At 61.0% G+C, this 24,349-nt stretch carries 23 protein-coding genes; 15 read left to right on the forward strand and 8 right to left on the reverse strand.

Annotated features, from left to right (window positions below; all coding sequences use genetic code 11):
- Positions 1 to 88 precede the first annotated feature (88 nt).
- Complete coding sequence (locus tag NQL71_RS26890) at positions 89 to 1,546, forward strand: nucleobase:cation symporter-2 family protein (protein WP_274643640.1); 1,458 nt, start codon at positions 89 to 91, stop codon at positions 1,544 to 1,546.
- 80 nt (positions 1,547 to 1,626) lie between these two features.
- On the opposite strand, the gene NQL71_RS26895 is transcribed toward NQL71_RS26890, so the two are convergent.
- Positions 1,627 to 2,550: a carbon-nitrogen hydrolase family protein gene (locus NQL71_RS26895; protein ID WP_166619518.1), complete on the reverse strand. Its 924-nt coding sequence runs from the start codon at positions 2,548 to 2,550 to the stop codon at positions 1,627 to 1,629.
- Positions 2,551 to 2,634: 84 nt separating this feature from the next.
- Between NQL71_RS26895 and NQL71_RS26900 the strand changes: the two genes are divergently transcribed.
- The gene (locus NQL71_RS26900) at positions 2,635 to 3,543 is read left to right on the forward strand and encodes a LysR family transcriptional regulator (RefSeq protein WP_046820035.1); all 909 of its coding nucleotides are present in this window, start codon (positions 2,635 to 2,637) and stop codon (positions 3,541 to 3,543) included.
- Positions 3,544 to 3,818: 275 nt separating this feature from the next.
- Here NQL71_RS26900 and NQL71_RS26905 read toward each other — a convergent pair whose 3' ends face one another.
- Positions 3,819 to 4,070 (reverse strand): hypothetical protein, encoded by a 252-nt coding sequence (locus NQL71_RS26905; RefSeq protein WP_008061409.1) that lies wholly within the window; start codon positions 4,068 to 4,070, stop codon positions 3,819 to 3,821.
- 163 nt (positions 4,071 to 4,233) lie between these two features.
- Between NQL71_RS26905 and NQL71_RS26910 the strand changes: the two genes are divergently transcribed.
- The gene (locus NQL71_RS26910; RefSeq protein ID WP_046820036.1) at positions 4,234 to 4,551 is read left to right on the forward strand and encodes an ElaB/YgaM/YqjD family protein; all 318 of its coding nucleotides are present in this window, start codon (positions 4,234 to 4,236) and stop codon (positions 4,549 to 4,551) included.
- Between the two features lie 58 nt (positions 4,552 to 4,609).
- Here the strand turns inward: NQL71_RS26910 and NQL71_RS26915 are convergent, their stop codons facing one another.
- On the reverse strand, positions 4,610 to 5,650 hold the full coding sequence (locus NQL71_RS26915) for an Ldh family oxidoreductase (RefSeq protein WP_274643641.1): 1,041 nt from the start codon (positions 5,648 to 5,650) through the stop codon (positions 4,610 to 4,612).
- A gap of 197 nt (positions 5,651 to 5,847) precedes the next feature.
- Between NQL71_RS26915 and NQL71_RS26920 the strand changes: the two genes are divergently transcribed.
- Positions 5,848 to 10,683, forward strand: a complete 4,836-nt coding sequence (locus tag NQL71_RS26920; RefSeq protein ID WP_274643642.1) for a M35 family metalloendopeptidase — start codon at positions 5,848 to 5,850, stop codon at positions 10,681 to 10,683.
- A gap of 96 nt (positions 10,684 to 10,779) precedes the next feature.
- Positions 10,780 to 11,781: a FecR family protein gene (locus NQL71_RS26925; RefSeq protein ID WP_274643643.1), complete on the forward strand. Its 1,002-nt coding sequence runs from the start codon at positions 10,780 to 10,782 to the stop codon at positions 11,779 to 11,781.
- Positions 11,782 to 11,836: 55 nt separating this feature from the next.
- Here the strand turns inward: NQL71_RS26925 and pvdQ are convergent, their stop codons facing one another.
- Positions 11,837 to 14,182, reverse strand: a complete 2,346-nt coding sequence (gene pvdQ / locus NQL71_RS26930; protein ID WP_274643644.1) for a bifunctional acylase PvdQ — start codon at positions 14,180 to 14,182, stop codon at positions 11,837 to 11,839.
- Positions 14,183 to 14,445: 263 nt separating this feature from the next.
- Here pvdQ and NQL71_RS26935 point away from each other — a divergent pair, with 263 nt between their 5' ends.
- The gene (locus NQL71_RS26935; protein WP_046820041.1) at positions 14,446 to 14,817 is read left to right on the forward strand and encodes a fe2+ zn2+ uptake regulation protein; all 372 of its coding nucleotides are present in this window, start codon (positions 14,446 to 14,448) and stop codon (positions 14,815 to 14,817) included.
- A 22-nt stretch (positions 14,818 to 14,839) separates the two neighbouring features.
- Here NQL71_RS26935 and NQL71_RS26940 read toward each other — a convergent pair whose 3' ends face one another.
- Positions 14,840 to 15,028: a hypothetical protein gene (locus NQL71_RS26940; protein WP_046820042.1), complete on the reverse strand. Its 189-nt coding sequence runs from the start codon at positions 15,026 to 15,028 to the stop codon at positions 14,840 to 14,842.
- Between the two features lie 156 nt (positions 15,029 to 15,184).
- Here NQL71_RS26940 and NQL71_RS26945 point away from each other — a divergent pair, with 156 nt between their 5' ends.
- The 8 genes from NQL71_RS26945 to NQL71_RS26980 all read left to right on the forward strand — a co-directional run bounded on the left by NQL71_RS26945 (position 15,185) and on the right by NQL71_RS26980 (position 20,490).
- The gene (locus tag NQL71_RS26945; protein ID WP_162837849.1) at positions 15,185 to 15,322 is read left to right on the forward strand and encodes a hypothetical protein; all 138 of its coding nucleotides are present in this window, start codon (positions 15,185 to 15,187) and stop codon (positions 15,320 to 15,322) included.
- Positions 15,323 to 15,534: 212 nt separating this feature from the next.
- The gene (locus NQL71_RS26950; RefSeq protein WP_046820043.1) at positions 15,535 to 15,981 is read left to right on the forward strand and encodes a DUF411 domain-containing protein; all 447 of its coding nucleotides are present in this window, start codon (positions 15,535 to 15,537) and stop codon (positions 15,979 to 15,981) included.
- On the forward strand, positions 15,981 to 16,415 hold the full coding sequence (locus NQL71_RS26955) for a YqaA family protein (protein ID WP_046820267.1): 435 nt from the start codon (positions 15,981 to 15,983) through the stop codon (positions 16,413 to 16,415). Before NQL71_RS26950 ends, NQL71_RS26955 begins: the two co-directional genes overlap by 1 nt.
- Before the next feature lie 82 nt (positions 16,416 to 16,497).
- Positions 16,498 to 17,520 (forward strand): alpha/beta fold hydrolase, encoded by a 1,023-nt coding sequence (locus NQL71_RS26960; protein WP_166619523.1) that lies wholly within the window; start codon positions 16,498 to 16,500, stop codon positions 17,518 to 17,520.
- A 13-nt stretch (positions 17,521 to 17,533) separates the two neighbouring features.
- Positions 17,534 to 18,487, forward strand: coding sequence for a D-2-hydroxyacid dehydrogenase family protein (locus tag NQL71_RS26965; RefSeq protein WP_166619524.1), 954 nt, complete (start codon positions 17,534 to 17,536; stop codon positions 18,485 to 18,487).
- 160 nt (positions 18,488 to 18,647) lie between these two features.
- The gene (locus NQL71_RS26970; RefSeq protein WP_046820045.1) at positions 18,648 to 19,181 is read left to right on the forward strand and encodes a tetratricopeptide repeat protein; all 534 of its coding nucleotides are present in this window, start codon (positions 18,648 to 18,650) and stop codon (positions 19,179 to 19,181) included.
- A 65-nt stretch (positions 19,182 to 19,246) separates the two neighbouring features.
- Positions 19,247 to 19,732: an RNA polymerase sigma factor gene (locus tag NQL71_RS26975; RefSeq protein ID WP_080957121.1), complete on the forward strand. Its 486-nt coding sequence runs from the start codon at positions 19,247 to 19,249 to the stop codon at positions 19,730 to 19,732.
- On the forward strand, positions 19,729 to 20,490 hold the full coding sequence (locus tag NQL71_RS26980; RefSeq protein ID WP_274643645.1) for an anti-sigma factor family protein: 762 nt from the start codon (positions 19,729 to 19,731) through the stop codon (positions 20,488 to 20,490). Before NQL71_RS26975 ends, NQL71_RS26980 begins: the two co-directional genes overlap by 4 nt.
- A 14-nt stretch (positions 20,491 to 20,504) precedes the next feature.
- Here NQL71_RS26980 and NQL71_RS26985 read toward each other — a convergent pair whose 3' ends face one another.
- From NQL71_RS26985 to NQL71_RS26995, 3 genes are all read right to left on the reverse strand, one after another.
- Positions 20,505 to 20,783, reverse strand: a complete 279-nt coding sequence (locus NQL71_RS26985; protein WP_046820047.1) for a hypothetical protein — start codon at positions 20,781 to 20,783, stop codon at positions 20,505 to 20,507.
- A 111-nt stretch (positions 20,784 to 20,894) separates the two neighbouring features.
- Positions 20,895 to 22,193, reverse strand: a complete 1,299-nt coding sequence (locus tag NQL71_RS26990; RefSeq protein ID WP_248687095.1) for an ATP-binding protein — start codon at positions 22,191 to 22,193, stop codon at positions 20,895 to 20,897.
- A gap of 4 nt (positions 22,194 to 22,197) precedes the next feature.
- On the reverse strand, positions 22,198 to 22,899 hold the full coding sequence (locus NQL71_RS26995) for a response regulator (protein WP_046820048.1): 702 nt from the start codon (positions 22,897 to 22,899) through the stop codon (positions 22,198 to 22,200).
- A 292-nt stretch (positions 22,900 to 23,191) separates the two neighbouring features.
- Here NQL71_RS26995 and NQL71_RS27000 point away from each other — a divergent pair, with 292 nt between their 5' ends.
- Entirely contained in the window at positions 23,192 to 24,349 is a 1,158-nt protein-coding gene (locus NQL71_RS27000; RefSeq protein ID WP_274643646.1) for an efflux RND transporter periplasmic adaptor subunit, read from the forward strand.

Genomic DNA, 24,349 nt, shown 5'->3' on the forward strand with positions numbered 1-24,349 from the left:
TTTTGATCTGTTTTTTGCCGTGGCTTGATCGTTCTGGCATCCTGCGCCTCCATTTTCTGACCCGGCCCCGCCTTCCGGCACGCAAACCATGACTTCCCCAGAAAAAAACCTGCGCCACAACGACCTGATCTACGGCCTCGACGACCGCCCGCACCTGACCGCCACCGTGTTCGCCGCCCTGCAACACGTGCTCGCCAGCTTCGTCGGCATCATCACCCCGACGCTGATCATGGGCAGTGCGCTGGGCCTGCAGAGTGAAATCCCCTACCTGATCAGCATGGCGCTGTTCGTCTCCGGCCTCGGCACTTTCGTCCAGGCGCGGCGCTTCGGTCCGGTAGGTTCGGGCCTGCTGTGCCTGCAAGGCACCAGCTTCTCGTTCATCAGCGTGATCCTCAGTGCCGGCTTCATGGTCAAGGCCAGGGGCGGCGGCACCGATGAAATCCTCTCGACGATCTTCGGCGTGTGCTTCTTCGCCGCCTTCATCGAAGTGGTCTTGAGCCAGTTCATCGGCAAGCTGCGGATGCTGATCACCCCGGTCGTGACCGGCACCATCATCACCCTGATGGGCCTGTCGTTGATCAAGGTCGCCATGACCGACATCGCCGGCGGCTTCGGCGCCCCCGACCTCGGCGCGGCCAGTCACCTGGGCCTGGCCGCGCTGGTACTCGCAACCATCGTGGTATTGAACCGGGTAGACGTACCGTTTCTGCGCCTGGGGGCGATTGTCATCGGCCTGACCCTCGGCTACGTCGCCGCCTGGCTGATGGGCCACGTCGATTTCGCCAGCCTGCCCGCCGTGCCCCTGATGAGCGTGCCGGTACCGTTCAAGTATGGCTTTGCCTTCGACTGGGTCGCGTTCGTCCCGGTGGCGGTGATTTTCCTGGTGTCGCCGTTGGAAGCCGCCGGTGACCTGACCGCCAACTCGATGATTTCCCGTCAACCGGTCAAAGGCCCGGTGTACATTCGCCGGATCAAGTCCGGCCTGTTGGCCGACGGCCTCAACTCGGCCATGGCGGCGGTGTTCAACAGCATGCCGATGGTGACCTTCGCGCAGAACAACGGCGTGATCCAGCTGACCGGCGTGGCCAGCCGTTACGTGGCATTTTTCATTGCCGGGCTGTTGGTCGTGCTCGGGCTCTTCCCGATGATCGGCGCGGTGTTGCAGCTGATGCCAAAACCGGTGCTCGGCGGTGCGGAGCTGGTGATGTTCGGCACCGTCGCCGTGGCCGGGATAAAGATCCTCGCCGAAGCCGGACTGCATCGTCGCAACATGTTGATCGTGGCGATTTCCATCGGCATGGGCCTGGGTGTGGCGGCCGTGCCGGAAGTGTTGCGCGAGCTGCCCAAGGCGCTGCACAACATTTTCGAATCGCCGATCACCGTGGGTGCACTGTGCGCTATCGTGCTGAATATCTTCCTGCCCGAGGAATTCATCGAACTGGAAGAGGACGATTTCGATCCGGAAGCGTCGATTCTCCAAGTCATGGAGAACCCCGAGGTTGCACCCAAGGCTGAGCCCGCAGCAAAGGCAGCTGTCGCACAGTAGACCACTTCGCACACTGGGCGCCGGCTTGTTCGGCGCCCGGCGTTTCGTGACGCAAATCCCGGTGGGAGCGAGCCAGGGGATTATGTGGTGAAACGAACGCCAGGCTTGGCCCGCTCATCCACGGTCAACTCGAACACGTCCGGCCGCGCGTAATGCCCGACCACATCGTAATCGTAGCGCGCGCGGACCAGATCGTCGGTGTCGATTTCCGCGCAAAGCAGACCCGGCCCATCCCTTAGCGGCCCGGCCAGGATATCCCCCATCGGCCCGACGATCACGCTACCACCGGCTATCAGTGGCCGGTCCACCGGCCAATTGGCGATCTCCAGCCCCAGGGCTTGCGGCGAATCCTGTACCTGGCACGCGCTGACCACGAAGCAGCGTCCCTCATGGGCAATATGGCGCATGCTCACCTGCCACATCTCGCGCTCATCCACGGTCGGCGCACACCACACCTCCACGCCTTTGGCGTACATCGCAGTGCGCAACAGCGGCATCATGTTTTCCCAACACACCAACGCACCGAGCCGCCCGACCTGGCTGTCGAGCACGGGCAAGGTGGACCCGTCGCCCATGCCCCAGATCAGCCGCTCGGTGCCGGTTGGCATCAGCTTGCGGTGCCTGGCGATCAAGCCAGCCTGGGGGTCGAAATACAGCGCGGTGCAGTACAGGGTACTGCCAGCCCGTTCGATCACGCCGATCACCAGATTGGCCCCGGTGCGCGCCGACAGCCCGGCCAGTGCTTCGGTTTCCACGCCGGGCACGTCGATGGCGTTGGCAAAATAGCGGGCGAAGGCCTCGCGCCCCTGTGGCAAGCGATACCCCAGTTGAGTGCCGAACCCTTCCCCCTTGGGATAACCGCCCAGCAACGCCTCGGGCATCACTACCAGCGCGGCGCCGGATTCGACGATTGCATTTTCGTACGACAAGAGCAGTTCGAGGGTATCGGCCTTGCCACCGGGCAAGGCTCCGATCTGCAGGGCGGCAACGATTGACTTGGGCATTGCGGTGACTCCATTGGCATCAGGTGTTGCTCATTCTCGAACCTCATCGGATCATGAATAAAGCCCAACTCACTGCTGAATGATATGAATCCCATGAATATCGCCACCCTCGATCTCAACCTGCTCAAGGTATTCGAAGCCCTGCACGAGGAATCCAGTGCCAGCCGCGCGGCACTGCGCCTGGGGGTGACGCAATCGGCCGTCAGTGCGGCATTGCGGCGCTTGCGCGAGGTGTATGGCGATCAGTTGTTCGTGCGCACCGGCCGCGGTCTGGCGCCAACGCTGCGGGCCAACCAGTTGAAGCCGGTGCTCAGCGAGGCCCTGAACAAATGCCGGCAGAGCCTGGCAATGGTCGATCCGACGGCCAACCAATACGACGGCCGCTCCGTGACCCTGGGGCTTTCGGATGACTTCGAGATCGCCTACGGTCGGCGCCTGATCGAGGAAATTGCCCGGTGCGCCCCCCGGCTGCGGCTGATTTTTCGTCAGACCCACAGCCAAATCGTCGCCCAGGCGCTGATGGACCGCAGCATCGACCTGGCGATCACCGCCGGTGGATTTGCCGAGCGCCTGCTCAGCCGCCAGGTGCTGGGGCAAGGCGATTATCTGTGCCTGGCAGACCCGCTCAGCCTGGTTGATGGACAACAAAGCATCAGTCTCGAGGAGTTCGTCGCACGGGAACACATCCTGGTGTCTTCAGGCGGCTTTATCGGGATCACCGATGAAGGGTTGGCGGCGCTGGGCTTGAGTCGACGGGTCTGTGCCTCGACCACCCACTTTGCGGCGTTACCGCATTTGCTCAAGGGCAGCCTGGCGGTGGCGACCATCCCGGCGCATGCGGCCAGGAGCATTGCCGCGCTCAGCGGCCTGGCGCTATTGCCCTGCCCCTTGGCGTTGCCGCGCTACCCGATTGAGATGGGTTGGCGTACCGGCACTCAGGTCGATCCAGTGGTCATGAAGGTGCGCGAAGCGATTGTTGCCTGCTTCCTGTAGGAGCCGGCTTGCCGGCGAAGGCGGCCTTGAGGATTACGCTAGTCTTTCGGGCCTATTCGCTGGCAAGCCAGCTCCTACAAGGCCTATTCGCTGGGAAGCCAGCTCCTACAAGGCCTATTCGCTGGCAAGCCAGCTCCTACAAGGCCTATTCGCTGGCAAGCCAGCTCCTACAAGGCCTATTCGCTGGCAAGCCAGCTCCTACAAGGCCTATTCGCTGGCAAGCCAGCTCCTACAGGGAGCGCGTAACACCAAACAACGAGGTCGAGCGTGGGAGATTATTTGGCCGCCATCAAGCGATTGACTTCGCTGCGCACCATGTTCGAAAACTCAGGGGGCGACATGCCGTCCAATTCGGCGCGGACCCATTCGGCCCATTTGCCTTTGCGCTTGGCGCGTTCTCCGAACAGGCGTGCGGCTTCGCCCTTGGCTTTACCCAGATTGTTTTGCCAGAGCTCGAACAGACGGGATTTCTCATCTTCCAGCGCGGCGCGCTCGGCGAGGGGTTTGTCGGCCAGATTGAAACTCATGGGAATTTTCCTGCTGTGTAAATTGGCGACATCTTACACTGTAGAAAGAATCGTCCTGCTGTGGTTTTTCTGGCGGATTGAGCCTCCGGGCAAAATCCCTGCAACTTTTTCAATCGCCAGGCACTCCACTGTTCACTGTCCAATCACCGCAAGGAGTACTTCAATGGCCCGCAAAACCGCCCTGCAAGCCGCCGAAGATCAAATCAAGGATCAAGCCTTCAGCGAACTTCAGTCCCTGATCGAAGAGTCTGAAAAATTGCTCAAGAGCAGCGCCTCACTGGTCGGTGAGGAAGCAGAAACGCTACGTGGGCAAATTGCCCTGAAGCTGCAACAAGCCCGGGACTCGGTCACCAACGTTCGGCAGCGGGCCATTCCCGCTGTCGATGCCACCGAAAACTACATCGGTGGCCACCCATGGCAAACCGTGGCGGTTTCTGCCGGATTCGGGCTAGTGGTTGGCATGCTGCTGGCGCGCCGCTGACCCGCTGTGCCCCTGTAGGCGCTGGCGCCTACAGGGGCCATGCTTCCTGCCTTACGTGTCAGAGACCGGCCAGCGCCCGCAAGTTCGCCAACTCCGAGGCCTCCAGCGCAATGCCGTCGGCCTGCGACTTGGCGCGTTGAATGTGGCGCCGATCGCCCGGCAAGCGCTTGAGCCCCACACCATGCATCTGCCGCACCAGCTCCTCGCTGCGTTGCGCAAAACCCTGCCCGGCCGCCTTGCTCGGGTCAATCACGATCAGTAACTGGCCAGTCCAGGGCGTCTTGGCGCCCGGATGGTTTTTCCAGTCGAACTCGAACGAAAAATTCCCCCCCGTCAGCGCCGCCGCGAGCAACTCCACCATCATCGACAGCGCCGAGCCCTTATGCCCGCCGAACGGCAGCAATGCGCCCCCCTCGAGAATCGCCTTGGGGTCCTGGGTCGGTTGACCGAGGCTGTCGACGCCCATGCCCGGCGGCAACCGCTCGCCCTTGCGTGCGGCAATCTGCACATCGCCATGGGCAATGGCGCTGGTGGCCAGGTCGAAGACGATTGGATTGCCGTCGGCTCGGGGGGCGGCGAAGGCAATCGGGTTGGTGCCGAACAGCGGTCGATCGGCGCCGTGGGGCACCACGCACGTCATGCTGTTGACCACGCTGAGCGCGACCAACCCCTCATAGGCGAAGGGCTCGACGTCCGGCCACAAGGCGGCGAAGTGATGGGAGTTACGGATCGCCAGCACCGCGATACCGGCGCTACGGGCCTTCTCCACCAGCAGCGGGCGCGCGGCCGCCAGGGCCGGTTGGGCAAATCCGTTACCGGCATCGACCCGGACAAACCCGCTCGCCACATCCTCGACCACTGGCACGGCCTGGCCATTGACCCAGCCGCTTTGCAGGGTCGAGACATAACCGGGAATGCGGAACACGCCATGGCTGTGGGCACCATCGCGTTCGGCGCCGGCGCAGTTTTGCGCCAGCACCCGGGCGACGTCGCCTGAAGTGCCATGGCGCAGGAATATCTGCTCAAGCAATGCCGTCAGCTCATCGAGGGACAGGTTTTGCGAGACAACAGTCGATACAGGATCGTGTGGCGCGGACATCTGAAGCTCCAGACTAATTATTGGAGGGGGCAACAGCGTAGGTAGACCGCCGAATAACAACGCGGGGCGAGCAACCTGTCAACTGCGAAATGGGCCGCCAAGCAATATGTACCGCACCTGGGCGTTGCGCCAGCCGTACTGTTTTTACTCGATCCGACACCTGCGAGCGCTGCTCGCAGCCCCATTGAGGAAAAACCATGATTGGCGCCCCATTGCCTTATTTTTTCGACGAGGCACTACTTGCATCCAAAGCCAGGCAGCCCGGTGATCGCGAGAAAGCCCTGGGCATGACGATGGCTGACCTGAACTGGTTGAACAACGTTTACCTGGCCACCGATTCAGCTCGCGTAGGCGCAACCAGTCCCATGCACGTCAAACGCTTGCTCCTGAGCCTGGCCGGCAAGGACGATATTCCATTGGCCGGCGCCTTTGCCATGAGCCGCCCCGACGATGGCGAAGTCACGCTCTATACACCGTACAAAGGCCTGATCAAATTCACGGGCATGGACGACCTGCAAAACACGCTGAAGCAGTGGTTGGCACATCACACCGGCAAGCTTGAACTGCTGCGCTTTCTCTCCATCGAGCAACGCGCCACTGTGTTGGCGGCGAGCGAAGCGCAAATTTCCACGCAAGATATCGACGGTGCAGTGTTCCAGGATCAGGAACGCATCCTCGACCTGAACCAGCAACATAATATCGATTCGATGATCGGGGCCCTGGTCAAGTTGCCACATTTGCAATCGATGCTCGACGAATTGCTCAAGATCAGCTTGCGCCAATCCTTTCCAAACCTGGACCAACGCCTGACCCGCCTGAAAAGCTTTGTCAGGACGGACCCTGTCGATGGCGCCGAGCATCAGCACATCATTTCCTCTATCTCGCTGAGCGATGCACTCCTGCACGTCTACCTGACCAACCAATGGCCCGCTGGCGACTCGCGAGTGTTCGCCCATCCAGAACTCGCGGTGAGCAGTGATGCCGATAATCAGGCGTGGGAAAGCGTGATTCAAGAAATCGCGCAAAGCCTTACACCTCACCTCGAAGCCTTGCTCGAATCATTCTGGAACACCCCTGTCAGCGGTCAGCTATCGCCGCTGACGCTTTTTACCGAGGGCATGCAGGACACCTATGAGGTGAAGCTTTTGCTCCAGCGCCAAAACGGCGTCGTCACGACGCAGGAATATGCACAGCTGGCCAATCTCGACAACGCGCCCGTCACGTCCCCTTCGCTGCGCATTGAAAAAGTGCGGGTCAGTGCGCCGTTCAAACCCTATGTGGAACTAGCCTCGAGCTTGATGATCGGCAGCAGCGACACCCTGGGTTTTCTCTATACGCAATCCAGAGGCATCGAGGCGACAACTGATCTGGCCGCGGTGAAGAAGATCGTGCTGCAGATGCTGCAAAGCCAGGGACACGAAGACGCGCAACTCAATGTCATGTCGCTGGACGAGCGTGGCCTCTTCCTTGCGCAGGATCCGCAAGAGCGCGTCATCACCGGAGAACCGGTCCGAGGTCCGGTGTTCGAACAACTGATGGCTGACATTCTCGCCAAGCAACGGCAGAACCTGAGCTACGCGTTGAGTCTGTACCGTGCAAGCGAAGGCACACTCAATCCCCATGCCTTGCTCGACAAGACCCTCGATGTCAGGGGTTTGATCGACGATCGATTGCTGGCTGCCAACGCCTCAGGACGCTGGAGTACCCACGCCGATCTGCGCTGGAATGCACAACCGGCCACGGTGCGCGCCGAGTCGGCGAAAGAGCAACTGGCATCGCTCGATAGCGTTGCACAGGCCCTTCGCCAACGCCTCGACAATTACCCCGCCATCGCGGCGACAACTGAAACGGTTACCGAGGCGCAGCACATTGTCGACCCGTCACTGGCCGAGCTTAAATCAAGTTTCAGCAATACCCTGTCCATCGCCTTGCGCAGTGAGCTTAAGCTACGGGCCGTCGACCGCACTTTGGGCGAGACGGAACAGACCATCATCAAAACGCTGCTCGATACCCCCGTGCGCTTGCACCGCGCGGCATTGAACGGCTTTTTACCGGACGTATTTTCCCTGGCGTTAAAGGCAAGCGACGCCACAGCCCCGTTGAAACTGGCCAGTTGTTTTGTCCTGACCGAGCGTGGTGGCCTGGACCCGGCGCATTCCGGCAAGACGATATTGTGGACGCCAGCGTTCGGGTACGAAGTCTTCAAGGCGCTGCCGGCACTGTTGAGCGAGCTGGCTCGACGACTCAGTGATCACTGCCAGCGCTTGACCCTCTTGGAGAACCTCGGCCGCGGCGAGCGACATCCTGGCAAGCACTACACGCTCGCGCCGCCGCAGCGCATCGACGGGAACTTTCTCGATGAAGTGCAGAAAAACCATGTGCACCTGGACCAGACGTGCGTGGTCAGTGCCCTGGCTACGCTAAATGACGCCGCATCAAAGGCCAGTCTCCTGAGTCTCGTTGCGTTGCGCCAACCACTGACAGGCCTGCACCGTGCGATGGACATCGCCCGATCCCTGACCACCCGGCAAAGACTGCCCGCATGGCTGGGCCAGGCATCGATCAAGGATCTGCGGTTACACGGCGAATTGCTCCAACAATACCTCAACAATGTCAAAGACGATCAGGACTACCTCACGGGCACGGATTCGCTGCGGGGAACAGCGCGCGTGGCGCTTGAACAACAGCTCAAGGCCGACACCTTCAACATCGATCCGGACAAGATCCAGATTCACGTCAACGCTCGACCCATGATTGCGGCCAGCACCCAGACCCTGACCGATTTTGCCCTTACACACCTCACGGATCTCGAGCAAATCCATTTGACTGCCGTGTCGCTCGATTCAACGGTCATTCCCCAAAAGATGGACGAACGCTACATCAAGGACCTGATAAAAAATCTGGATGCGGGCAAGCGTCAACAGAGAAAAATCACAGTGTCCCTTGCCGACACCCCGGCGAACGCCGAACGCAGGAAACGCTTCTTCAGACAAGTGCCGTGGCAACTGATGCATTACGCCCACTGCGAGAAAATGCAGGAGCGCCTCAGCGAATCTGCGTTTGATCTGGTGCGGCAAGTGATGGACATGCCCGACGCCATTGCCCGTGCCGCCGTCGATGGTGCACACGCCATGATTCGCCCGCTCGAATTCATGGGCCTGAGCAAAGGCCAGACAACCACCGTGCCAGGCGTCTACCTGATCGGCTCAAGCGCCAGCGACTCCTCGCGTCAGGTTTTACTGGCGCCGCACAGCCCCCGGCACGGGCTCAAGGAATATGAAAACGAACAGCAACTGCTGGCAGAACTCAAGACCCGCGGGGCATTGTTCGACTGGCTACTAACGAATCTGCCACAAACTGACCGGACGCTGCTGGAAAGCCATCTGGCACCCCGTCAACGACGTGCCGCCAGTTCCGAACCCGCCCCCAAAGCCACTCCAGCCGATGGCTTGACGCTGGCTTCGCGTCCGATCAAGGGCAACCTGCTCAAACACTTGCTCAAGGACAATGTCGCGTTACTGGGGCGATTGCTCGGTTGTCAGGCCGAAGACAAAAAGCAAAGCGAATGGGCAACCATCAAACAGGTCATGGGCGAAGATCTGCAAGCGGCATCTACGTTTTGCATGGGCAGGCTCGCCTACCCCTTGACGGTGTGGCGCAGCTACCGCGACATCAAGCAATCGGCCGAAGACCTGCAAACCCACCACTGGGGCAAGGCTTTAACCGAGTTCATCAGCGGCATCGCAGAACTCGCTACGTTGCGCCAGTCGCTGGAACCCGAGGTCACGGCGCCTTCGCCCTCCGGCGCCACTCCACCTGTCAAGCCCAAAACCGCGACCCAATGGCAAGACATCGACATCACCGCCACCGAACGCACGCACCTGAAGCGTTACGAAAGCCACGATGTCGACCTGGGATCGCTGACATTCGACTCAAAGCTTCACCTCTACCAGCATCCAACCACAAAAAACCACTATGCGCCGGTGGCCGGAAAGGTCTACCCGGTCACCCAGGGCAAGGTCCAGTGGCGCATTGGGCCCCAGCAAACCCCTGGTCCCAAGCTGCGCCTGGCGGCATCGAGACAGTGGCTTGTGGCTCAGGACACGAAACCCCGTTTCGGCTTGCTCAGGCGACTGGAGACCCTGGTTTCGGTGTGGGATGGCATGAACGTCGACGCCAATGGCATGCCCGCAATCCGTCGTCGATACCCGCAAAAGGCGCGCGAGATACAAGAAGCCCTGGACCTGGCGACGACCTATACCTGGAACAGCTTTCGCAACCTGCAATTGCTCAAGACGTCCGGTAGTACGGACACACCTGTGCATCGGCTGGTCAAGGACTTTATCGATGTGTCGCAGGTGTTACCCAAGCATATAGAGATGCTTGAAAAAGTCGTCGGCGAGATTTTCACGGCCCTGCTGGATCCCACACTCAGGAAAGAGGACTCCCGGCGTTTTGCGTTGGGCAGAGTGATCACCGATCCGGACGGTACCTTCGCCTTCACGGTTCCAAGGGACGCAAAGCGGAAAATTTACCTGGCTGAGCGCTTCTTTGCCCCCCAATTCGATCTCTACAAACCGCATCTCACCGACACGGCTTTTCCAATCAGCGCACACGCCAGGGCATCGACCCTTGTCCATGAGCTTTCGCACATTGCCTGTGAAACCGAAGACATTGCCTATCTCGATGCGAGCAGGCCCTTTGTCGACCTGATTGGCTCAGCCAGCGCCACCGCCAGCGATATGAAGAACGAATTGAGCAAACTGCAGGACACCGCCCTCTCGACAAAAACACCGTATACCGAATTGTTCATGACCTACGATCCGGATACGGGCGAACGGGCTGATATGGATGCCACAGCCCCCGCAGCGCTGCGAGTCCTGTCCGAGACCGGTGCAGAAAACCTGAGTGGCGCCCGCACTGTCTTCAAGAAAAACGCCCTGACCAGGCTGGCCGTGCAACTTGCAAACGCCGACAGTGTGGCCTGGCTGATCTGCCATCTGGGCCGGCAATTACACGTCACGACCCCATGAGCCGGGAGAAAAAAACACAGATTGATGGGTAATTGCCATGACGGATGTTCGCGCAGACTTCGCTCGGGTTAGAATGCGCGAAATCAGGATGAGTCAATGACCGACAGCCCTCTCTCACCAGCCCAATTTGACGCCATCACCGATGCCGCAGCGCATTGGTGCATGCGCCTGCATGCCCCTGACTGCACGGTCCAGGAGCGGCAGGCATTCGAACAGTGGCTGGACGTTCATCCGCTGCATGCGGTCGAATACGAAGCCATGCTGGAAATCTGGGAAGTGGCTGGCGACCTGCCGCGTCCGCAAATGGTCGCGCCACTGGTTCGGGCCAAGCCGCAATCCCCCTGGCGAACCTTCGGCATGGCCGCCGCCTTGTGCGCGCTGGCGTTGCCGCTGGCAGCCTACAGCGGGTGGAACATGGGGTGGTTGCCCGACTCATACGAACATTACGCGGCAACCGACAACGTACGGCAGGTCACCCTCAAAGACGGCAGCAAGGTCGAACTGAACCTGGGCAGTGAGCTGACGTACAGTCACTACAAGGACCAGCGTCGAGTCACCCTGAAAAAAGGCGAGGCCTTCTTCAACGTCAGTCACGACGCCAGCCACCCTTTCATCGTCAAGGCCGCCGAAGGCAAGATCCGGGTAACCGGGACCCGATTCAACGTCTGGATGTATGAAGACCAGGTGAAAGTGAACCTGGTCGAAGGCTCCGTTCTGGTCAGCAGCAACGATGACCTGCCGGGAGACGGTCTACGGCTGGACCCGGCCATGCAGGCCAGCTTTCGCCATGGCGACCTGATTCCGCGCATCAATCAGACCTATGACAACGACAATTCCCTGGCCTGGCTCAATGGCAAACTGGTACTCGATGACCTGGCGCTGAGCGAAGCGCTGCCGCTGATCAATCGTTATCTGCAAACGCCGGTACAGGTGGCCGACAACGGTACTGGCGCGATCCGCATCGGCGGCATCTACAACATCCGGGAGCTCAATACCCTGGTGGCGTCCCTGCCCAGGGTGCTGCCGGTCTACCTGACCCGCAACAAAGACGGCAACCCGGTCCTCAATTCCATCCCGCAGCAACCGCCGAAAAGCTGAAGGCCACCACCCTGGCGGGGTGCGGCCTTCTTTTGGTTCTCATGCACCAGCGATTTTATTTCGCGGCCACCTTCCCCGGCTTTTCATCCTGCTCGCGGATCGTCTGCGCCTGGTATTGCGGATCGGACCTGATCTGTTGCTCGGTGAACGGCAACACACTCAATTGCTTTTGCGAAAACGCCAGCGTCTGGTCCAGGGCGTATTTCGACGCCGGGTCACTGGACAGGGAAAACGCCAAGAGCCCCTTGGCCTGCGGGCCTTTTTCATCGAAGGTCACCACCTGCAGATAACTGGTACCACTGACCACTTCGCGCTTGCCATCGGTCCGGGGCACACTCTGAATGGCGTTGTACACCCCCAGCGTGCCCGGCCCGCCGTGAATCGGCGTCTGCCGGCCACCGCTGCTGACCACCTGGATATCACCCCAGCGGCTGTCCTGCTTGAGCCCTGACGCCTTGACCTGCTCGCTCGAGGCCAACATGGCCTGGCGCAACGCTTGCGCCACCTGGGGACTGTCGATCGCCAGGCCGCGCGGGGTATGTTGCGGGTCCAGAGGATCGAATGCCACGCGCCAGACATCGGGTGCCTGCTCCAAAGCCTCCATGACATTCTGGAAGTGCACGAAGCCAAGGCCGCTGTCGAGATTGGCCTTGCGGTCCCAGGCCTTGAGACTGGCACACAGCGGTGCCAGTTTTTTTCCATCGGTACCCAGGTCTGCCGCGCAGAACTGCAACAGGTCGGGCATCACTTGTGCCGCCAGGTACACCTGGTCGTCCATCACCATGTGCTGCAAATCTGCCGCTGCGAGCGGACCGGCCTTGGCCAGCGTGCCCAGGCGATCCAGGGCAAAACGCGAGCGCAGGCCCAAAGGCTGGCCGTCCTGGCTGATCAACGGCGAGAAGCCGGTCAGCGGTTGCGCAGGGTTGACCATCCACGCCGAATCGTTGGCGTGCTGCACGAAGTCCTTGCGCAGCAGTTGCGGCAAGTGCTGCGCCGCAAAGATACCCGGCTGCGCGGCCTGCGGGTCTATGTCCCAGGCACAGGCGCTGTTGGAGCCATCGAGGACGATCATCTGCAGGCCGATCCGCGGATCGCTGCACTGGGCCAGCTTCGCAGCATTCACGTTCGGCACGACCGACAGGTTCATGTACAGCGTTTGGCCCTGGTCGTCCGCTGCCAGCGTGTTGACCCACGGGATGCCCTGGATTTTATGCACCGAGGCCTGGAATTCCTTGAGGCTGCCGGCACGATTCATCGCGTACCACTGTTGCAGCACCCGATCATTGTCCAGGTTGGCGTCACTCAGGCTGTAGGCAAACTGCTGGTCCCAATCGAGCTTGCCAGGCCACTGTACGATCGGGCCGAACTGTGAGCTGTAGACCACATGGGAAACGGCCTTGACCGACCCATCCGCTTGCCTGGCATCAACTGTCAGGGTTTGCTTGGTCATTGGCAGGGACTTGCCGTCGAGCAAATAGCGGGTCGGATCCTTGGGGTCCAGCTGCAGGCGATAGAGGGTGAAATGTTTGGACGAATCCACCGTGTGGGTCCAGGCCAGGTGCTGGTTGAACCCGATGTTGATCAGCGGCAAACCAGGCAACGCGGCACCCATCACATCCAGCTTGCCAGGGATAGTCAGGTGCATCTGGTAGAAGCGCATTGCGCCGACCCAAGGGAAATGCGGATTGGCCAGCAACATGCCGCGGCCATTGAAGGAACGATCGCTGCCCACCGCCACGGCGTTGCTGCCGCGATCCAGGGCAAAACGCTGCATACGCAGGTCGGCCAGTTGAAACGCTGTTTGATTGCCGCCATTCCCAGCGACCGCAGCCGGTGGTGCGGCACCCGCGAGCGCTTCGGCAAACTGCCCCACACCCCCTTCGACCAACAGGCGACGGGTCAGCTTGACCAGGTCCATGGCTGTGATGTCCCGCACCCAGTCGCCCTGACATTGCTGCGCCAGCCCCCGGGCCCGACGCTCGGCCAGGGAACGGTTGTAACCGGCCACATAACCTTCAACCAGCTCGCGCACTTCAGGGGTTTGCGCCTGCCAGAAGGTGTCGACGGCCTGCGGCGAGTTCAACCAATTGAAAAATAGATCGCTGACGCGGTTTTCCCGCGCCTCTACCGTGAACTGATCCGGGCCGAAAAACCGCGAGCGTTGACCGTTCACCGTGGTGATCTCATTGGCCAGCAAACACAGGTTATCCTGAGCATAGGCATAACCGATGCCGTAACCGAGCCCACGCTCGTTGTCGGCGCGAATATGCGGCACACCAAAGCTGGTCCGGCGGATATCGGCACTGGCGTGCTCAAGCTGACTGCGCGCATTCGCCGCAAGACTCAGCCCCAGAAACACACCCGCCAGGCTCAACCTGGTCAACTGGCTGGAAATAATCACATTCGCTCCTGATCGAAAAACGAGGGTCACAGTTGTGCGTACTGACGCGCACTGCGCATCCTGTTAGGGACGAAGCAAACGAAAAAAATTTAGGCAACGCGATGGCGGCCCCGTACCGGGTTGCAGCGGCAACTTACATAGCGATCACGCAATGATGACGAAATTTCTACATTCAAGTCTTCATGATTTGTGACGCTCATACGTCTTGCTGGGTAAGAGCGCCCATTTTTTTCCGATCAGGCTCTGCAAAAGGAGTTTTCGCAATGTACAACTCGCAACTGCCAACGGACGGTAGCAACGCGCCAAAGGGCACTTCCCTTGGGGTCGGTGTTTTCGACCAGCGTACCGAGCGCCACGGCAACGAGCGGATCCGCATTTTGCTCAAGAGCTTTGGCCTGCGAACCAGTCTGATTCGTCTGAAAGTCATCGACGCCTTGCTCTCGGCCGCCGAGAACGAGCGCAGCCTGGGTGTGCGCGGCGTGCACACCCAGTTGCTGGAACTGGATATTCCCCTGTCGTTCCTGAGCGTGCGCGAAGTGTTGAAACGCCTGTGCAGCGAAGGCGTGATTGTCCTCAATCCGGACAAGAGCTACAGCCTCCACCCTCGCGCCGTCGCCTTGCTGCACGCCGACTGACCCGCCCAGCCCGGGGTGCCGCTCAGGTCTTGACCTTGCGACGCATCACGCCGTTGATGACCACCACGACCACCGCCACGCCAATGGCGATGTACTGGAAGAGTTTTTCGCTGATGACGCCGGTGTTCTGCAAATACGAAAGGCCGAACATGGTCCCCAGTACCACGAGGGAGATCAGAATCGAGTATTTCAAACGTTGCGACTGAGTCATTGGCAATTCCTGAACCTGAAAAATGTATCTGCTTTGTATCCGCCTGCATGCCAAGCCCCTACCTTGTTGCGGGGATGGACGCGTGCAAACGGGGTCTCATGTTACAGCCGATGAAGATTTTTAGCTTTATCACGGCGATAACCATGAGGATTTACCATGTTACGTCGAATCACCTTGCTGATTCCCCTGCTGGCCCTGCTCTCCCTTGGCGGTTGCATCTTCCTGCCCCATGGCGGCGGACACCATGATCGCCATTACGACGGGGGTGGACCTGGGTATTACCCGCATCGCTAACAAGCACTCCAATCAATCTGTAGGAGCCGGCTTGCCGGCGAAGGCGTGTTTGAAGCGTGCATGAACCTTTCGGGCGCCTTCGCCGGCCAGCCGGGCTCCTACAACGTATTTTTTATCCAAATCCTGTAGCACTTCGAAACAAACCTTGAATATCCGCCGGCAAAAAAACGTCAGAATGTATTCCTTTGCCTGCAATCCGAGACCCCGTCGACATGCGAACCCCTCTACGTCTGGCTGCCTTGGGCGCCCTGTTCATTTCCTCCCTGGCCCAGGCCGCCGACCTGATCCCGATCGAGGTCCACCGGGATGCCAATTGCGGTTGCTGCAAGAAATGGATCAGCCATCTGGAGGCCAATGGCTTCAAGGTCGAGGACCACGTCGAAAGCAACATGAGCACATTCAAGCAACAACACGGCGTGCCACCGCGCCTGGCGTCATGCCACACCGCTTTGATCAACGGCAAATTCGTCGAAGGCCATGTGCCGGCCGACCAGGTGCTGGCCCTGAGCAAGCGCAATGACCTGCTGGGCGTGGCCGCCCCGGGCATGCCCATGGGCTCGCCGGGCATGGAAATGGACGGCATGAGCGATGCCTATCAAGTGATCGGCCTGAAAAAGGACGGCACCGATGTGGTGGTGGCGGACTACCCCGCCCATTGATTTTCGGCGCCTATATCGGCTTGTTCCTGGCGGCGTTCGGCGCCGCGACCTTGCTGCCCCTGCAGTCCGAAGCCGTGCTGGTAGGGCTGATCCTCAGCGATCGCTACTGGCTGTGGTCGCTGCTGGCAGTCGCCACCCTGGGTAACGTGCTCGGTTCGCTGGTCAACTGGTGGCTGGGGCGCGCCATCGAACGCTTCCGTGACCGGCGCTGGTTTCCGGTCAGCCCCAAACACCTGGAACAAGCCCGCCGACACTATCAACGTTACGGCCACTGGTCGCTGCTGCTCAGCTGGCTACCGGTGATCGGGGATCCACTGACCCTGGTGGCCGGCGTCATGCGCGAACCCCTGGGACGCTTCCTGCTGATCGTGACCCTGGCCAAGGGCGCTCGTTATGGCGTGCTGGCGCTGGCCACACTGGGGTGGATGGGTTGAACCAAGTGCCGCGACGATTGCCTGTTTAATGTCGCCCTATTCGTGCCGATCCAGCATCGGCGGATTTTCAACGGAGTCCACCATGCCCCTTACCCGCTCAAGCTGGCTGTCCGCCCTGCTGCTGACCGCCGCACTGCCCGCCATGGCCGCCGAAGGCCCGGCCTACGGCCCCCAATTGCAGGGCTTCGAATACCCCTACACCGTCAAGCATTTTGCCTTCCAGTCCCAGGGCCAATCCCTGCAGATGGGCTACATGGATGTCGCCGCCCATGGCAAGGCCAACGGGCGCAGCGTCGTGCTGATGCACGGCAAGAACTTCTGCGGCGCCACCTGGGAAACCTCGATCAAGGCCCTCAGCGATGCCGGCTACCGGGTGATTGCCCCGGACCAGATCGGTTTCTGCACCTCGAGCAAACCGGACAACTATCAATACACCTTCCAGCAACTGGCGAGTAACACCCAGCAACTGCTCAAGGCCTTGGGCGTGCAGAAAGCCACCCTGCTGGGGCACTCCACTGGCGGCATGCTCGCCACCCGCTACGCGCTGCAATATCCCGAACAGGTCGAGCAGCTTGCGCTGGTCAACCCGATCGGCCTGGAAGACTGGAAGGCCCTCGGGGTTCCCTATCGCACGGTGGACCAGTGGTACGAGCGCGAACTGAAGCTCAGTGCCGAGGGTATCCGCAACTACGAGCGCGCCACCTATTACGGTGGCCGCTGGAAACCCGAGTTCGACCGCTGGGTGGACATGCTCGCCGGCTTGAACAAAGGCCCGGGGCATACGCAGGTCGCCTGGAATTCGGCGCTGATCTACGACATGATCTTCACCCAGCCGGTGTACTACGAATTCGAGAACCTGAAGATGCCGACCCTGTTGCTGATCGGCACGTCCGACACCACCGCCATCGGCGGTGATATCGCGTCGCCCGAGGTCAAGGCAAAACTCGGCCACTACGACGTACTGGGCAAACAGGTGGCGAAACGGATCGCCCGTTCGACACTGGTGGAATTCCCCGGCATGGGCCACGCCCCGCAGATGGAAGAGCCTGCCCAGTTTCACCAGGCGTTGCTCGGCTGGCTGAACAAGACCCATCCCGTTCGTTGACGAGGTAATGCTGATGGCAGTGCAGATTGCGGTAATCGATGACTGGCAGGACGTGGCCCGCGATGTGCTGGACTGGTCCGTGCTGGAGGCCATCGGTGAAGTGGATTTCATCCATGACTACCCTGCCGACAACGCGACCCTGGCGGCGCGTCTGAACAAGTATGCCGTGATCTGCGTGATGCGCGAGCGCACCCGTTTCGATGAGGACCTGCTGCGCCGCCTGCCCCAGCTCAAATTGCTGGTGACTGGCGGCATGCGCAATGCCGCGATCGACTTGAAGGCCGCTGCGGCGCTCGGCATCCAGGTCAGTGGCACTGACAGCTACAAGCACGCCGCTCCGGAACTGACCTGGGCACTGATCATGGCCGCCACCCGCAACCTGGTGGTCGAAGCCAACGCCTTGCGCGCGGGTAAGTGGCAGCAAGGCCTGGGGGGCGACCTGCACGGCAAGACCCTGGCGATCCTGGGACTGGGCAGCATCGGTCAGCAGGTTGCCCGGTTTGGCCAGGCGTTCGGCATGCGGGTCATCGCCTGGAGCGAAAACCTGACCGCCGAACGCGCCGCCGAAGCCGGTGTGACCTTCGTCAGCAAACAGGCGCTGTTCGAGCAGGCCGACGTGCTCTCGGTGCACCTGGTGCTCAGTGACCGCAGTCGTGGCCTGGTGGACGCCCAGGCGCTGGCCTGGATGAAACCCACCGCGCTACTGGTCAATACCGCGCGCGGGCCGATTGTCGATGAAGCCGCGCTGATCAAGGCCCTGCAGAAACAGCGCCTGGGTGGAGCGGCGCTGGATGTGTTCGAGCAGGAGCCGCTGGCAGAGCATCATCCGTTCAGGACCCTGGACAACGTGCTGGCAACGCCCCATGTCGGCTACGTCAGTCAGCAAAACTACCATCTGTTCTTTTCGCAAATGATCGAGGACATTCACGCCTGGTCGGCGGGAAAACCGATTCGCCTGCTGAGCTGATAGCGCCGCGCGACTTGAGCTTTGCGTGGAAAAACCGCCAGGAAAAATGAATAAATGTTTGCGCTGAGGTGTTTATGGTTCGCTTGAAGGGTCATCAGCCCGTCTCACTGGCTATGGCCCGTCCCATGTCCCGCCCCTGATGATCTGTGGAGCATTGCCCATGAATCGCCGCCTCTCGATTGTTACTGCCCCGTTGGTGCTTGCCGTCGTGCTGTCCAGTTCCCTGGCGTGGGCCAACGGCGAGGAAGATACCCCCGCCAAACCGCAGTGCCCTCGAGGGCAGGTGTTCGACAGCAAGGCGCAAAAGTGCGTCAAGCAAACCAGCATGCTCCTGCCGGACGTCGACCGTACCGATTACGCCTATCAACTGGCCAAGGACGGGCGTTACGAAGAAGCCCTGGCCCTGCTCGATACGCTCAAGGAACCCAACACCGCCAAAGCCTTGAACTATCGTGGTTATGCCACGCGTAAACTGGGGCGCACCGACGAAGGTATCGGTTACTACCTGCAATCGGTCAAGCTCGACCCCCAGTACGCCAAAGTCCGCGAATACCTCGGTGAAGCGTACGTGGTCAAAGGCCGGCTGGACCTCGCCCAGGAGCAACTGCAACAGATCAAGTCGATTTGCGGCAACACGACCTGCGAGGAATACCAGGACCTGGCCGAAGCCATCGACAACTCGTCGCAAACCTGACAACCGGGCGCACGGAGGTCTCTATCGCCAGCATTCAGGAAATAAGGGCAGAACTGGGCCAGCATCTGGCGCGTTTGTGGCGCTATGGCCTGCTGTTGTCGCGACAACGGCACGTCGCCGAAGACCTGGTGCAGGCAACGTGCGTGCGCGCGCTCGAACGTGCCGGACAATTTACCCCGGGCACCCGTATGGACCGCTGGCTGATGAGCATTCTGCATTCGATCTGGCTGAATGAAATCCGGACCCGTCGGGTGCATCAGGGCCAGGGACTTGTCGAGCCCGATAGCGCCCTGTCGTTTGACGGCGAATATGCAGCGCAGACTCATGTATTGGCGGCGCAGGTCATCCGCCGCGTCGACGCGCTGCCCGAAGCCCAGCGCGAAACGGTATTTCTCACCTACGTCGAGGGTTTGTCCTACCGCGAAGTTGCCGAAGTCCTGCAAGTACCCATTGGCACCGTGATGAGCCGGCTGGCCACCGCGCGGGCGAAACTCGCCGAATATCCGCCACTGCACACGGTGCCCAACCCTTCAACCGGAGAACGTCGATGAACGCGATACCCTCGGATGAGCAATTGGTGGCCTACCTGGACAACCAGCTCGACGCCGAACAACGCGCCCACATCGACGCGGCCCTCGTCCAGGACCCGATGCTTGGCCTGCGCCTGCAATGGTTGGCCCGCAGCAATCTGCCGTTCAAGGACGCCTATGACGAGTTGGCAAAGCAGGCACCGGTGGATCGCCTGCAGGCCATGCTCGACACCTTGCCCGTGCCTGCCCGCCCAACGCACAGCCGGCGCTGGTTCCTGGCGGCAGCGGCCGGGCTGGTGGCAGGCGGCGTGGTCGCGGACCGTTTGTTCCTCGGCTGGCAAAGCAGTCAGCAAAGCCACAGTTGGCGCGGACTGGTGGCGGATTACATGGTGCTGTACGTACCGGAAACCCTCGACCATTTGCCCACTGACGAAGCGACGCAACGGACGCAACTGCAGACCATCGATGCTCGGCTGGGCCTCAGTCTTGTACCTGCAAAACTGGCCCTTCCACGCGCCGAATTCAAACGCGCGCAAATCCTTGAATACGATGGCGTGGCCATCGCCCAGATCAGCTACCTGGATCCGGTTCACGGGCCGATGGCGCTGTGCATCACACGCTCCAACAGCGGCAGCCGCCATTTCGCCCAGGAACGTCGGCACGGGATGAACATTGTCTACTGGGCAGATCGGGAACATGCGTGGATGTTGATCGGGCGTAACTCGATGGCCGACCTTGAAGACATGGCCAAACAGTTACGCACCCGATTGAACGCCTGACCCTGCGCCAGCGCCTACACAGAGCGCGGCAGCGTTTGCAGTTTCACGAGGTCTTGCGCCTTGGGAAACGCTTCCCCCGCCCCCTTCAGCACGGTGTACCTGACTTTGTCGCCCACCAGGAAAAAGTCCTCTCCATCTGCTGTGGCATGGGGACCAATACGGATCGCCAACCTGGAAGCGAACCCGTCATCTGGAAGGACCAGGGCGAAAGAGGTTGATGTCGTGTCGACCCTGACTTCCCTGATCGCGTCGATGGTGCCCTGCCCAATTGTTCTTGTGATTGGCTCGCCCATTGCTAACTCTCCTGACCTGCCGTCAATCCTGAGTGCCAAGGCCCATGAAACGCGCAAGCGGCGACTGTGGCTACTGTCAGATTTGACAGATGAACCAACCGTTGGTCGTAATCAACCCGGCGTCGGTAACCTTAACCGAAACCGCGCCCCGCCCAACGGTGATGACTCGACCGTCAACGTCCCACCCTGCGCCTCCAGCGCCCGGCGACTGATGGCCAGCCCCAGGCCAAACCCACCGGTGGCCCGATCCCGGCTGCGATCGAGTCGGTAGAACGGCTCGAAAATCCGCTCACGCTCGTCATCCGGGATGCCGATGCCGTCGTCATCCACCCAGATTTCACAGCCCTTGGGGCACACCTGCACACCGATCTGGATGCGCTTTTCGCAATAGCGCATGGCATTGCGCAGCAGGTTCTGCAGGGCGCGGGCAGTCAGGCGCGGGTCGAGGCTGAAGCGTTCGAGCTGGCCGTGCAGCAGCACGTCGATGACGATGTCCGGGGCTTGTTCGTCATCGATGCTGCCCAGGATGCTGTCGATGAATTCATCCAGCGACACCTCGACCTGCTCCGGCACCCGCGCCGGGTTTTGCAGGCGGCTGTAGGACAGCAACTCCAGCACCAGTTCATCGAGTTCGCGAATGTGATCGACCAACCCCTGCAAGCGCTCGCGGCTGGTCGCCGGCAGGTCATCGGACAGGGCCAGGGCCAGGCCGAAATCCAGGCGTGTCAGGGGGGTACGCAGTTCGTGGGAAACCGCGTTGAGCAAGTCCCTTTGCTGGTTCAGCAGGTTCTCGATGTCGCCGGCCATGGTGTCGAAGACGTTGGCCAGGCCGCCGATGTTGGAGCTGGGGGCAATCTGTGTGCGCTCGCTCAAATGACCCTTGCCGAAGCGTTCCGCCGCGCTCTTCAGGCGTTCCAGGTCACGCCAGTGCGGGCGCAGCCACAGCAACAGGCACGCTAGCATGGTCGCGCCTATAAGCACGTTGATGCTCCAGTACAACAGGCTGACGTCCATCGGGTCCGGCGGCACGACCATTTGCACCACCGTGTGTTCGTTCAGCGGCGCCACGGCCAAGGTGCGCCAGCCCCAGTCGCCAATGCGAACGACGTTTTCGCCGCGTCGCAAACGCTGTTGTTCCTCAAGGGAAAACCCGGCATCGTCGTTGCCGCTGAGCACGATGTGCAGCGGCTGGAACTCCTTGTCCATTTCCGCGGCCAATGCCGGCCATTGTTCGGTCGGGACGGCCTTGAACTGCTTGACCATCAGGGTTTGCAGCCCTCGGGAATAGTCGAGGTTGTAGGTGAGGAAGCGCTCGTGGAAAACCTTGATCACCAGGTCCGGCACCAGGTAGATGGCGGCACTGAAAGAGACGATGGTCACCAGGTACAGGCGAAAGAGGATCCTGAACATCGTCTCAGCATTCCCACTCGGAACGGCTGAACAGGTAGCCCTTGCCCCACACGGTCTTGATCTTGCGCGCTTCGCCAGCGTTGTCATCGAACTTGCGCCGCAACTTGGAGATCGCCACGTCCACCGAACGGTCGGTGCCGTTGAATTCGATGCCGCGCAGGCGTTGCAGGATCTGGTCGCGGCTCAGCACTTCACCGGCATGCCGGGCCAGCACCACCAGCAGGTTGTATTCGCCGCTGGACAACTCCACCGGTTGTCCGCGCCAGGTCACCGTGCGTTCGGACAGGTCGATGCACAGATTGCCCATGAGGATACGGTCATTGACCGCCAGTGGCTCGCTGAGGCTGCTGCGCCGCAGCAAGGTGCGCACCCGGGCCAGCAGCACCCGGGGTTCGCAAGGTTTGGTGACGTAGTCGTCGGCGCCCATTTCCAGGCCCAGCACCTGGTCGTGGCTGTCGTCGCGGGCCGTGAGCATCAGGATCGGCAAGGTCGCCGAATCGGCGCGCAGAAAGCGGCACACCTGCAGGCCATCGAGACCGGGCAGCATCAGGTCGAGGATGACCAGGTCCGGCGGATTGAGCCGCGCACGCTCGCGCACCTGGTCGCCGCGGCTGATCACGCTGACGGAGTAACCGTTGCGTTCCAGGTAGCTGGCAATCAGTTCGGCGAGTGCGGTGTCGTCTTCGACCAGGAGGATGTTGGGCATGGGTGTTTCCAGAAAGTGCTGTGGCGAATGTTCCGGCCTCTTCGCGGGCAAGCCCGCTCCTACAGTGGCCGATGGCGTTCACAAAATTTGTGTTCACAGCGCAACCCTGTGGGAGCGGGCCTGCCCGCGAAGAGGCCGGGACAGTCGCAATAAAATTCAAGATGCTCAGGATATACGCCCTCACCTGCCCCCAAGTAAAACCCTTACACAATTTCACACAGCACCAACAAAGCTTCACCGCTACCCTCGCCGTCGCCCAGTAGGATGCTGGGGGTCATTATTGGGGTCATTCATGTCAAAGAATCTGCTTGCCGGGCTCAGCCTTGTGGCACTGGCGGCGACGCTGAGCGCATGCGACAGCGCCTCGAACGCCGAAGAACAGGCACCGCCGGCCACCGTCCGGATCGAAACCATCGAGGCTGGCCCGCTGGCGATCAGCAGCGAACTGAGCGGGCGGATTGCCGCGCCGCGCATTGCCGAAGTCCGTGCCCGTGTGGCCGGTGTGGTGTTGCAGCGAGCCTTTCGCGAAGGCAGCGACGTGAAAAAAGGCGATGTGCTGTTCCGCATCGACCCGGCGCCGTTCAAGGCCGACCTCGACAGCGCCCAGGCCGTGCTGCGCAAGGCCGAGGCCAATGCGTTCCAGGCCAGGCTGCAGGAACAGCGTTACGCCCAGTTGATCGAAGGCAACGCCATCAGTGGCCAGGACTACGACAACGCCCGGGCCGCCACGCGGCAGACCGCTGCCGATGTCGCCGCCAGCAAAGCCGCCGTCGAGCGGGCGAAACTGAACCTTGGTTATGCCACCGTCACCGCGCCGATTTCCGGGCGCATCGGCCGTGCCCTCGTCACCGAAGGCGCACTGGTGGGCCAGAATGAAACCACCCCACTGGCGTTGATCCAGCAGTTGAACCCGATCCACGCCGACCTCACTCAATCGACCCGTGAACTCAACGACCTGCGCCGCTCATTCCGTTCCGGGCAGTTACAACCGGTCGGCCAGGACCAGGTCAAGGCCACGCTGATACAGGACGACGGCAGTGTGTACCCATTGCCGGGCAAGCTGCTGTTCACTGACATCACGGTCGATCCGGGCACCGGCCAGATCATCCTGCGCAGCGAATTTCCCAATCCCGATCTCGACCTGCTCCCCGGCAGCTTCGTGCGCGTACGCCTTGAGCAAGGGGTGAACCAGCAAGGCATCAGCGTGCCACAACGGGCCATCCAGCGTGACAGCGCTGGCATCGCGCAAGTGTTGTCGCTTGACGCCGAGCAGCGCGTGGGCCTGCAACAGGTGGAACTGGGCGCCGTGCAGGGCGACCGCTGGATCGTCACCGGTGGCCTGAAGCCGGGCGACCGCATCGTCATCGAAGGCCTGCAACACGCCCGCCCCGGCGAGACCGTGCAGATCGATGACACCCCTCTTCCACTCGCCCAGGTCTCGGGTCAGTAA

It is taken from the genome of Pseudomonas serbica, assembly GCF_028823535.1.
Classification (GTDB): domain Bacteria; phylum Pseudomonadota; class Gammaproteobacteria; order Pseudomonadales; family Pseudomonadaceae; genus Aquipseudomonas; species Aquipseudomonas serbica.